This window comes from Streptomyces sp. NRRL F-5630 (assembly GCF_000719475.1).
Classification (GTDB): Bacteria; Actinomycetota; Actinomycetes; order Streptomycetales; family Streptomycetaceae; genus Streptomyces.
The window spans coordinates 18,008-28,718 of the sequence record NZ_JOGO01000074.1 but is presented as its reverse complement, the minus strand read 5'-3'; the positions used below and the strand labels follow the sequence as shown (position 1 = coordinate 28,718).

Sequence of the window (10,711 nt, the reverse complement as noted above, 5' to 3'; positions counted from 1 at the left end):
CGTCTCCGGCCCCACCCCCGCACGGCGCCTTGCCCCGCTCCCCCGCCGCTCGCTATGCCCGAGGGAGCACGGCGCTCTTCGGATCATCGGACGGGCGCCCCGAGGACCGCCCGCCCCGGGCCGGTCCCGAGGACGGGAGTGGCGGTATGGCGCAGGAGACGACGAGCGGGGGACGGCCCCGGCGGCGGACGGTCCTCGCGGCCGGGGTGTTCGGCACGGCGGCGGGGGCGCTCGGCGCCGGTACGGCGCGGGCGGCGCGGCCCGCGCACCCCGCACCGGCCCGTGCCGCCCGCGCCTTCCCGCCGGACCCCCTCGCCGACCGGCGCCTCCTCTCCCGCATGACCCGGGAGGAGAAGGTCGGCCAGCTCTTCGTCATGCGCTTCCACGGGGACTCGGCGACCGCGCCCTCGGCCGCCGACGCGCAGGCGAACCGCGAGGACATCGGGGTCGCGACGGCCGCCGAGATGATCGCCCGTTACCACCTCGGCGGGGTCATCTACTTCGGCTGGGCGGGCAACATCCGCTCGCCCCGGCAGGTCGCCGCGCTCTCGAACGAGGTGCAGCGCGCCGGGCTCGGGCTGCGCGTCCCCGTCCCGCTGCTCGTCTCGATCGACCAGGAGCACGGGGCCGTCCAGCGGATCGGCCCTCCGGCCACCCAGCTGCCCGGCGCCATGAGCCTCGGCGCCGCCTCGCTCGGCGCGGGCGGGACGAGTGCGGGAGCGCGCGCGGCGGCCGCGCTCGCGGGCCGGGAACTGGCGGCGCTCGGGGTGCGGCAGGACTGGGCGCCCGACGCGGACGTCAACGTCAACCCCGCGAACCCCGTCATCGGCGTGCGCTCCTTCGGCGCCGACCCCGAGGCCGTCGCGCGCCTCGTCGTGGCACAGGTGCGCGGCTACCAGGAGGACGGCGGGATCTCCGCCGCCGTCAAGCACTTCCCCGGCCACGGCGACACCGCGACCGACTCGCACGTCGGCTTCCCCACGATCTCGCACTCGCGCGCGCAGTGGGACACGCTGGACGCGCCCCCGTTCCGCGCGGCGATCGCGGCGGGCACGGACGTCGTGATGACGGGCCACCTCGCCTTCCCCGCGCTCGACCCGACCGGCGACCCGGCCACGCTCTCGCACCCGGTCGTCACGGGCGTCCTGCGCGGCGAACTCGGCTACGACGGCGTCGTGACGACCGACTCGCTGCGCATGGAGGGGGTGCGGACGAAGTACGGCGACGACCGCGTGCCCGTCCTCGCGCTCCGCGCCGGAGTCGACCTCCTCCTCGACCCGCCCGACCTCGGGCTCGCGCACCGCTCCGTGCTCGCCGCCCTGCGCTCGGGCGAGCTGACCGAGGAGCGCATCGACGCCTCGGTGCTGCGCGTCCTCGCGCTGAAGCGGCGCCGCGGGCTGCTCGCGGAGCCGTACGTGGACGAGGCGGCCGTCGCGCGGAGCGTCGGCACCCCGGCGCACCGCGCCCTCGCCGACCGGCTCGCGGAGCGGGGCACGACCCTCGTCGTCAACGACGGCACACTGCCGCTGCGCGCCGACGGGGGGCACCTGCTGGTCCTCGGCGTCGATCCCGCCTCGGCGTCAGGCAGCGACGGACCCGCGACGCGCGTCCTGGCGCGCGCCCTCCAGGAGGAGGGCTTCCGTGTCACGCGCCGCGCGACGGGCCCCGCGCCCGAGGCGGCGACACGGGACGCGGCCGTCGCGGCGGCGCGCCGCGCGCACACCGTCGTGGTCGCCACGTACGGCCTGGACACCGATCCCGCGCAGCGCACCCTGCTCGCCTCGCTCGTCGCGACGGGCGTCCCCGTCGTCGCCGTCGCGCTGCGCAACCCGTACGACGCGGCCCACCTGCCCGACGGCGTGCGCGCGCTGCTCGCGGCGTACGGGTGGAGCGACGTGGAAGTCCGCGCGGCGGCCCGGGTCCTGACGGGTCGTGCGCGCCCGCACGGGCGGCTGCCGGTGCCCGTGACGCGCGCCGACGCGCCGGAGCGGACGCTGTACCCGGTGGGGCGGGGACTCTCGTACGCGTGAGCCCGGTACCGGTACGGGGCCGGGGCGCACCGCGCCTCGGCCCCGTACCGCTTCCGCCGGGACCGCTCAGGGGCGCAGCCTCGGTTCCTCCGCCGGGGCCTTGTCGAGCCGCGCGAGCGGGGCGGCCGCCTGCGTGCCCGCGTCCACGCCCGCCCAGTCGAGCACACGTGCCGTGGCGAGTGCGCGTTCCGCGGGGACGAGGCCCGCGATGTTCGCGCCGTGGTTGGCGCCGGGCACGGTCAGGACGTACGCGTCTCTGGACCCCTGGCCCACCCGGAAGCGCTCCGCGCCCCAGGGGTCGTTCTCGCCGTAGACGAAGAGCATGTGCCGCGCGTGCGTGCGCACCCAGTGATCGACGTCCGGGATCGCGCGCCGGTCGAAGCGCATCGGGATCGCGCGGGGCACGAAGTTGCGCGGCGGCTGGTAGCCGTAGCGGGTCAGGCCCTTGAGGTGCGGGACGGAGATGGTGGGGGCGCCGAGCTGCGTACCGGCCTGGTAGTAGTACGGCGTGTACGGTTCGAGGCCCTGGTCGGTGTAGAAGGACCAGCCGGAGATGGCGTCGACGTAGGCGTACAGGTCGTCGTCGCTCACCGTCCTCGCGTCGGGCACCTCCTCGCAGTCGGCCTCGCCCGAGTACTGCCAGAAGCCCCACACGAGGTCGAGGACAACGGCCTCGTACGCCTTGTCGAGCGTCCCCACGGTGCCGAAGGACCAGCCCTCGCTCTTCGCCTGCTCCGCGTACTTCTTCTCCAGCGGCTCGCGGCGGACGAGGGCCTCGCGCTGGACGGCGTCGAGCGCGTCGCGGCACTCCTTCGTGCCGACCCGCTCGAAGAAGCGGTCGTACGCGGAGTCCTCGTCGTTGTCGACGTCGTTCGGCGCGACGTAGGCGACGACGCCGTCCATGTCGCGCGGGTAGAAGCGCTCGTAGTACGTCGCGGTCATGCCGCCCTTCGAGCCGCCCGTGGCGAGCCAGTTCTGGCCGTAGACCTTCTTGAGCGCCCGGTAGATGCGGTGCTGGTCGCTCGCGGCCTGCCAGATGTCGAGCTTGGACCAGTCGGCGGGCCGCGGGCGCGAGGGCGTGAAGTACCGGTACTCGACCGAGACCTGGTTGCCGTCGACGAGGCGGGTCGGCTCGGAACGGCTCGCGCTGGTCGAGACGTTGTAGCCGCTCGTGTACATGACGGTGGGGCGGCTCGTGTCCTTGTGCAGGACGGTGAGGCGCTGCGTGAAGCTGCCGCGCGAGGGGTGGCGGTGGTCGACCGGCTGGCGGTAGGCGAGCACGAAGTAGCGGTAGCCGCTGACGGGCTTCTCCTCGATCAGGCTCATGCCGGGGATCGAGAGGAGGCGTTCCTTGATGTCGCGGGTGTCCGGGGCGCGGGTCGCGGCGGAGGCGGCGCTCGCGTTCCGGGGGTTCGCGGCGGGCAGCGGTGCCGCCGTGGCCGTACTTGCCATGCCGGCGGTGAGGGTGCCTGCCACGAGGGTCGCGAGGAGGGCTCTCAGCGTCTGTGCGCGCACGGGGCTCCTTTGTCCGGGGGAGCGGGGACCGCCGGAGGAAGACCGGTGGCGCCCCATGGTCCGGTTGACGGGTTGTCGGCTCGTGTGCTGGAACGTAGCCGATGAGGTGACGGGCGGCCAGATGGTCGCCGCCGGGCGAGGGCGGTGCGAAGTGTCCGGCGCGTCGAGTTTCATATGATTAGCACCGTGGGTGAAGGTGTCGGCGATGAGCACCCCCACCGCCCTCAGCCCGTCGCCCGGTGCCGCCACCCGCGTCCCCGCGCGCGTACACCGCCGCCCCTCCGCCCTCGCGCTCGTGGCACTGGCCTACGGCGTCGCCCAACTGGCCGCCGTCGTCCCGTGGCTGCGCCTCGGCTGGGACGAGTCCGTCTACGTGTCCCAGACCGACCCGCACCATCCCGCCGCCTACTTCTCGGCGCCGCGCTCGCGCGGCGTGACCTACCTGACGGCTCCCCTGACGTGGCTGACGAACGAGCCGCACGCGGTGCACCTCTGGCTGGCCCTGCTGTCCACGGCCTGCCTGTACGGGGCCTTCGCCGTGTGGCGCCCCCTGCTCGGCACGGGGCGCTGCGCGCTGGCGGCGGGCCTGTTCGCCGCCCTGTGGACGGCGCTGCTGTACGGGCCCCAGGCGATGCCGAATCTGTGGGTGGCGCTGGGGGCGGTGGCGGCGACGGGGTGGCTGCTGCGCGGGGCGGCGGGGGTGGCCGGTGGGGCGGGGGCCGGGACGGCGGACGGGGCGCCGGACGCGCCGCGGGGCCTGGTGCCGGGCGGACGGAGGCGGGCCTGGTGGGGGGTCGCCCTCGCGATCGCCGGGGTGACGCTGCTCCGCTTCCCCGACGGGTGCTGGCTCGCGGTGCCGCTCGGGCTGGCGTGCCTGGCGCACCGGCCGCTGCGGCGGCTCGCGCCGATGGCGGCGGTGGCCGGCGGGGTGGCGGCGGGCGCGGTGCCGTGGATCGTCGAGGCGTACGCGCGCTGGGGCGGGATCGGGGAGCGGCTGCGGGTCTCCAGCGACGTGCAGGGCGAGATGGGGCTGCGCTGGGCGGGCGGCGACGCCTGGCTCAGCGTCAACGGGCCGCTGCTGTGCCGCCCGTGCCACATCGCCCCGTACCAGCCCTGGCTCACCTGGTGGTGGCTGCTCCTGCCGGTACTGGCGCTGGTGTGCGCGGTACGGGCGCGGCGCGGCGGGCCCGGGCGGGCGGCGCGGCGGATCACGGTATGGCTCCCGCTCGCGTGCGCGGTGGTACTGAGCCTCCCGTACCTCCTGACGCTCGGCTACTCGGCTCCGCGCTTCTTCCTCCCCGCCTACGCGCTCCTGTCGCTGCCCCTCGCGGCGACGGCGCTCGACGTGGCACGGGGACGGCGCCCGTACGTCGTGGCGCTGTGCGCGGTGCTGGCGTTGTACGGGGTCGCGCAGGGCACCGGCTTCTGGCGCAACCTCATGGGCGCCCGCCACACGACCCACCGCTACGAGGCGGTGGCGGCCCACCTGCACCGGGCCGGGATCCGCCCCCCGTGCCTGGTCACGGGCGCCCAGACCCCGCCGATCTCCTACGCGGCCGGCTGCGCCTCGGGCAACGTGGCGGGCAACAACAAGAACCTCACCCGCGCCGGTCTCCGCACCCTGACCACCCGCATCCCGGTGGCGGCCATCACCGCCGCCCACGCGGCCCCCCCGGCGTACGCCCGCACCTGGCGACCGTTGCCGCTGCCGGGGACGGGCCTGCGGGCTTGGGTGGCGGAACGGGGCTGACGGGACGGGGCTGAGGAAACGGGGCCCGGGGACGAGGCTGGGGCCGGGGCTGGGCGCGGCCTGAGGCCCGGCGGCGAGGGCTCCCGCCCCGCCGTCCTCCTTCCGGAGCCACTCACCCCTCCGCCCCGAGCCCTCGCCCCCTCACCCCGTCAGCCCCCGGCGCATCGCCTCCAGCCCGTACGTGAAGGCCCTGTCCACGTCACCGCCCAGGCGGAAGGATCCGCTGAGTTCCATGGCGAGGAAACCGGTGAGCCAGGCCGTGACGAAGCGGGCGGCGTCCAGGGACTCGTCCTCGCCCACGAGCGCGCGGGCCGCGTCGATGAGGGGCTGGGCCGCGCGGGAGAGGGCGGCGCGGGGGGCGTGGGCGGAATGCGTCACGAGGCGGAACGCTTCGGGGTGGGCGGTGGAGAAGGCCCGGTAGCAGCGGGCGATGGCGGGGAGGGTGCCGTCGGTACGGGCGATGCGCCCGGTCAGGTCCTCGACCGTCGCCTCGGCCACGGCGTCGAGGAGCGCCGCGCGGTTGGCCACGTGCTTGTAGAGGGACGGGGCGCGGACGCCGACGCGGGTCGCGACCTTCTGCATCGTGAGGCCGTCGGGGCCCTCCGACTCCAGGAGTTCACGGCCCGCCGTGACGATGACGGCGCGGGAGGTCTTCTCGGGGCTCGGCATGGTGCACCTCGGGGGAGCGACTTCGAAGGCTATTGACGGTAGCCATCATAGCTATGTACCTTAGCCGTGAAAGCTAAGAACCTTAGCCATCGATCGTCCGGAGTCCGCCGTGAAGCTCGCCCCGCACCTCCACCGCCTCGGCAACGACATCGTCGCCTCCTACCTCATCGACGCCCCCGAGGGCATCACGCTCGTGGACGCCGGGCTCCCCGGGCACTGGAACGACCTCCAGCGCGAACTGCGGGAGATCGGCAGGACCGCCGACGACATCCGGGGCCTCGTCCTCACGCACGGCGACTCGGACCACATCGGTTTCGCCGAGCGGCTCCGCGCCGAGCACGGCGTCCCGGTGTACGTGCACGAGGCGGACGCCCACCGGGCACGCACCGGCGAGAAGCCCAAGACCCCGGTGGGCCCGATGCGGCCCGGAGCCGCGCTCGGCTTCCTCGGCTACTCGCTCCGCAAGAACGGCCTGCGCCCGGCGTACGTCTCGGAGGTCACCGAGATCCACGACGGCGATGTCCTCGACCTGCCGGGCAGCCCCGTGATCATCGGTATGCCGGGCCACTCGCCCGGCAGCGTCGCGGTCCACGTGCCCCTCGCGGACGCGGTGTGCGTCGGCGACGCCCTCACCACCCGTCACGTCCTCACCGGACGCACGGGTCCGCAGCCGGCCCCCTTCACCGACGACCCGGCCGAGGCCCGCGCCTCCCTTGCGCGCCTGGTCCCCCTTCGCGCCTCCTGGGTCCTCCCGGGCCACGGTTCCCCCTGGCACGCGAGCCCGGCGGAGCTGGTGGAGCGCGTCAGGGAGGCGTGAGGGCCCTCCGGGCCCCGGGCCGGGCGGCACGCCCCGGTGCCTCACCCCACTCGCGCGCTCACGGCCTCCGTGCCGCCGTCCCCCGAGTCCCGCCCGGCGGGCGCCGCGGGCACGGTCTCGCCCAGGAACGTGCGCCAGAGCCTCGCGTACGTGCCGTTCAGGGCCAGCAGGTCCGCGTGGGTGCCGTCCTCGGCGACGCGGCCCTGGTCCATCACCACGACGCGGTCCGCGCGGGCGGCCGTGGTCAGGCGGTGGGCGACCACCAGGGTCGTGCGGCGGCCGGCGAGGCGTTCCGTGGCGCGGGTGACCTGGGCCTCGCTCGCGAGGTCGAGGGCCGCCGTGGCCTCGTCCAGGAGCAGGATGTCCGGGTCCACCAGCTCCGCCCTCGCCAGCGCGATCAGCTGCCGCTGTCCCGCCGAGAGGTTGCGGCCCCGCTCCGCCACCTCGTGGAGGTAGCCGCCTTCGAGGCTCGCGATCATGTCGTGCGCGCCGACCGCGCGGGCCGCCGCCTCCACCTCGGCGTCGCTCGCCTCCGGCCGCCCGTAGGCGATCGCGTCGCGGATCGTGCCCGCGAAGAGGTACGCCTCCTGCGGGACGACACCGAGCCGGTGCCGGTACTGGGCGAGGTCGAGCTCCCGCAGGTCGGTGCCGTCGACCGTGACACGGCCCGAGGTCGGGTCGTAGAAGCGTGCGACGAGCTTGACGAGCGTCGACTTGCCCGCGCCCGTCTCGCCGACGAAGGCCACGGTCTCTCCCGCCCGCAGGGTGAGGTCGATGTCGTGGAGCGCCGTCTCGTCCCCGTACGCGAAGTCGACGTTCCGGAAGGAGATCTCGCCCCGCAGCCGCCCCTCGACCGGGAGCGGGCGCGCGACCTGCCCGGTCGAGGTGTGCTCGACGAGGAGTTCCTGCACGCGCCCGAGCGAGACGCTCGCCTGCTGGTAGCCGTCGAAGACCTGCGAGAGCTGCTGGATCGGCGAGAAGAACAGGTCGATGTAGAGGAGGTAGGCGACAAGCGCGCCGGTCGTGAGGGTCCCGGCGTCGACGCGGTGCGCGCCGACGGAGAGGACGAGGACCGTCGCGGCCGTCGAGAGCAGTTGCACGAAGGGGAAGTAGACGGAGATGAGCCACTGGCCCCGTACCCGCGCCTGCCGGTACGCCCGCGCGTCGCGGGAGAACTTCTCGTAGCCCGCCTCCTCGCGCCGGAACGCCTGCACGACGCGCAGCCCCGCGACCATCTCCTGGAGCTCGGAGTTGACGGTCGAGATCCGCTCGCGGGCGAGCTTGTAGGCGCGCACGCTGCGCTTGCGGAAGAAGTACGTGGAGACGATCAGGACGGGCAGCGTCGCGAAGACGAGCAGGGCGAGTTCCACGTCGATGACGAGGAGCGCCGCCATGATGCCGAAGAAGGTGACGAGGGAGACGAAGGCGGTGACGAGGCCGGTCTGGAGGAAGGACGACAGGGCGTCGACGTCCGTCGTCATGCGGGTCATGATGCGGCCGGTCAGCTCGCGCTCGTAGTAGTCGAGACCGAGCCGCTGGAGGTGCGCGAAGATCTTCAGGCGCAGCGCGTAGAGCATCCGCTCGCCGGTGCGGCCCGTCATGCGGTTCTCGCCGAACTGCGCGCCCCACTGGAGGAGCACGGCACCGAGGCCGAGGAGCGCGGAGAGCCACACGGCGCCGAGCGCCATGCGGTTGACGCCGTCGTCGATGCCGTGCCGGATGAGGACGGGCAGCGCGAGGCCGAGGCCCGCGTCGACGGCGACGAGCAGGAGGCTGAGCGTCAGCGGGCGGCCGAAGCCGCGCAATAGGCGGCGCAGGCCGTAGGCGTCCTCGGGCGCGACGGCGCGCGCCTCGTCGATGTCGGGGATGTCCTTCGCGGCGGGCAACGCGTCGACCTGCGCGAGGAGTTCGGGCGTCGCGGGCATCCCGTCGAGCGCGGTGTCGCGCGGGGTGCGGTCCCCGGTCCACAGCTGCGGGGTGATGCCGCGCTCGGCGTCGTACTCGGCGTCGAGTTCGGCGCGTACGGAGTCGTCCTCGGGCCGCTCCTCCGGCAGGACGTGCCCGGGTGAGACCCCGCCGAGTTCCTCCGGGTCGGTGAGGAGGCGGCGGAAAAGCGCCGAATCGCGCTCCAGTTCCTCGTACGTGCCGACCGCCGCCACACGTCCCGCGTCCAGCACGGCGATGCGGTCGGCGAGGGCGAGCGTGGAGCGGCGGTGGGCGATCAGGAGCGTCGTGCGGCCCGCCATGACGCCGCGCAGGGCCTCGAAGATCTCGTGCTCGACGCGCGCGTCGATCGCCGAGGTGGCGTCGTCGAGGACGAGGAGGCGGGGGTCGGCGAGGATCGCGCGGGCGAGCGCGACGCGCTGCCGCTGGCCGCCCGAGAGCGTGAGGCCCTGTTCGCCGACGACGGTGTCGTAGCCGTCCGGGAGGTCGGTGATGAAGCCGTGCGCCTGCGCGGCGCGCGCGGCGGCCTCGACCTGCGCGCGGCTCGCGTCCGGGTGCCCGTAGGCGATGTTCGAGGCGATCGAGTCGGAGAAGAGGAAGGAGTCCTCGGGGACGAGACCGATCGCGGCGCGCAGCGAGGACATGCGCAGTTCGCGCACGTCGTGGCCGCCGACGAGGACGGCGCCGTGGCTCACGTCGTAGAAGCGCGGGAGGAGGAGCGAGACCGTGGACTTGCCCGAGCCGGAGGAGCCGACGAGGGCGACGGTCTCGCCGGGCGCGACGGTGAGCGAGAAGCCGTCGAGGACGGGCCGCTCGTCGTCGTACCCGAAGCGCACGTCGTCGAACTCGACGGCCGCGGGCGCGTCCGCCGCCAGCTCGCGGGTGCCGTCCTGGAGCGTCGGCTCGGTGTCGATGAGCTGGAGGACCCGCTCGACACCGGCGCGGGCCTGCTGGCCGACGGTGAGGACGACGGCGAGCATCCGGACCGGCCCGACGAGCTGGGCGAGGTAGGAGGAGAAGGCGACGAACGTGCCGAGCGTGATGTGGCCGCGCACGGCGAGCCAGCCACCGAGCGCGAGCATCGCGACCTGCCCGAGCGCGGGCACGGCCTGGAGCGCGGGGGTGTACTTGGCGTTGAGGCGGATCGTGCGCAGCCGGCCGGCGAAGAGGCGGCGGCCGACCTCGCGCAGCTTGCCGGTCTCCTGCTCCTCCTGCCCGAAGCCCTTGACGACGCGGACCCCGGAGACGGCGCCGTCCACGACGCCCGCGACGGCGGCCGCCTGCGCCTGCGCATACCAGGTCGCGGGGTGGAGGCGGCTGCGGGAGCGGCGGGCGATGAGGTAGAGGGCGGGCGCGACGGCGAGGGCGACGAGGGTGAGCGGGAGGGAGAGCGTCGCCATGATGACGAGCGACATGACGAAGAGGAGGACGTTGCCGATCGTCATGGGCAGCATGAAGAGCAGGCCCTGGATCAGCTGGAGGTCGCTCGTGGCGCGCCCGACGACCTGCCCGGTGGACAGCTCGTCCTGGCGGCGCCCGTCGAGGCGGGTGAGCGTGCGGTACATGTCGCGGCGCAGGTCGAACTGCACGTCGAGCGCGAGCCGGCCGCCGTAGTAGCGGCGCAGGTACGCGGTGACGTAGACGGCCACCGCGGCGCCGAGCAGCAGCCCGCCCCACGTGGCCATCGAGCGGGAGCCGCCGATCACGTCGTCGATGATGACCTTGGTGAGCAGCGGGATGAGCGCCATGACGGCCATCCCGGCGAGCGAGGCGCCGAGGGAGACGATCACGTCCTTGCGGTAGCGCCAGGCGTACCGGGCGAGGCGTGCCGCCCAGCCGGGGCCCGCGGCGGGGAGCCGGGCGGGGTCGGCGGCGTGCGTCCCCGCACCTTCCCCGGTACGGGTGTCCCGCTCGTGGTCCCGTTCCCTGTCGGGTTCCCGCTCCGGGTTCCGGGCCTGTGCTCCTGCCGCCACGCATGCCTCCTGT

Annotated in this window: 6 protein-coding genes; 3 read left to right on the top strand and 3 right to left on the bottom strand. The window is 74.6% G+C overall.

The features are described from left to right. Window positions 1-146 precede the first annotated feature (146 nt). Entirely contained in the window at window positions 147-2,030 is a 1,884-nt protein-coding gene (locus IF99_RS0125430) for a glycoside hydrolase family 3 protein (RefSeq protein WP_030999744.1), read from the top strand. A gap of 66 nt (window positions 2,031-2,096) precedes the next feature. Here the strand turns inward: IF99_RS0125430 and IF99_RS0125425 are convergent, their stop codons facing one another. Then, window positions 2,097-3,482: a S28 family serine protease gene (locus tag IF99_RS0125425; protein ID WP_051703683.1), complete on the bottom strand. Its 1,386-nt coding sequence runs from the start codon at window positions 3,480-3,482 to the stop codon at window positions 2,097-2,099. Window positions 3,483-3,750: 268 nt separating this feature from the next. Between IF99_RS0125425 and IF99_RS0125420 the strand changes: the two genes are divergently transcribed. Then, entirely contained in the window at window positions 3,751-5,295 is a 1,545-nt protein-coding gene (locus IF99_RS0125420; protein ID WP_030999740.1) for a hypothetical protein, read from the top strand. A gap of 141 nt (window positions 5,296-5,436) precedes the next feature. On the opposite strand, the gene IF99_RS0125415 is transcribed toward IF99_RS0125420, so the two are convergent. Beyond that, window positions 5,437-5,964, bottom strand: coding sequence for a TetR/AcrR family transcriptional regulator (locus tag IF99_RS0125415; protein ID WP_030999738.1), 528 nt, complete (start codon window positions 5,962-5,964; stop codon window positions 5,437-5,439). A 109-nt stretch (window positions 5,965-6,073) separates the two neighbouring features. Between IF99_RS0125415 and IF99_RS0125410 the strand changes: the two genes are divergently transcribed. Next, window positions 6,074-6,781 (top strand): MBL fold metallo-hydrolase, encoded by a 708-nt coding sequence (locus tag IF99_RS0125410; protein WP_030999736.1) that lies wholly within the window; start codon window positions 6,074-6,076, stop codon window positions 6,779-6,781. A 41-nt stretch (window positions 6,782-6,822) separates the two neighbouring features. On the opposite strand, the gene IF99_RS0125405 is transcribed toward IF99_RS0125410, so the two are convergent. Next, window positions 6,823-10,698 carry an ABC transporter ATP-binding protein gene (locus IF99_RS0125405; protein ID WP_030999734.1) on the bottom strand — a complete coding sequence of 1,292 codons (3,876 nt, stop codon included), beginning with the start codon at window positions 10,696-10,698 and terminating at the stop codon, window positions 6,823-6,825. Between the last annotated feature and the right edge of the window lie 13 nt (window positions 10,699-10,711).

Coding starts and splice junctions, on each gene's coding strand:
- IF99_RS0125430 (WP_030999744.1), top strand. CDS start 147: ATGGCGCAGGAGACGACGAGCGGGGGACGGCCCCGGCGGCGGACGGTC.
- IF99_RS0125425 (WP_051703683.1), bottom strand. CDS start 3,482: ATGGCAAGTACGGCCACGGCGGCACCGCTGCCCGCCGCGAACCCCCGG.
- IF99_RS0125415 (WP_030999738.1), bottom strand. CDS start 5,964: ATGCCGAGCCCCGAGAAGACCTCCCGCGCCGTCATCGTCACGGCGGGC.
- IF99_RS0125420 (WP_030999740.1), top strand. CDS start 3,751: ATGAGCACCCCCACCGCCCTCAGCCCGTCGCCCGGTGCCGCCACCCGC.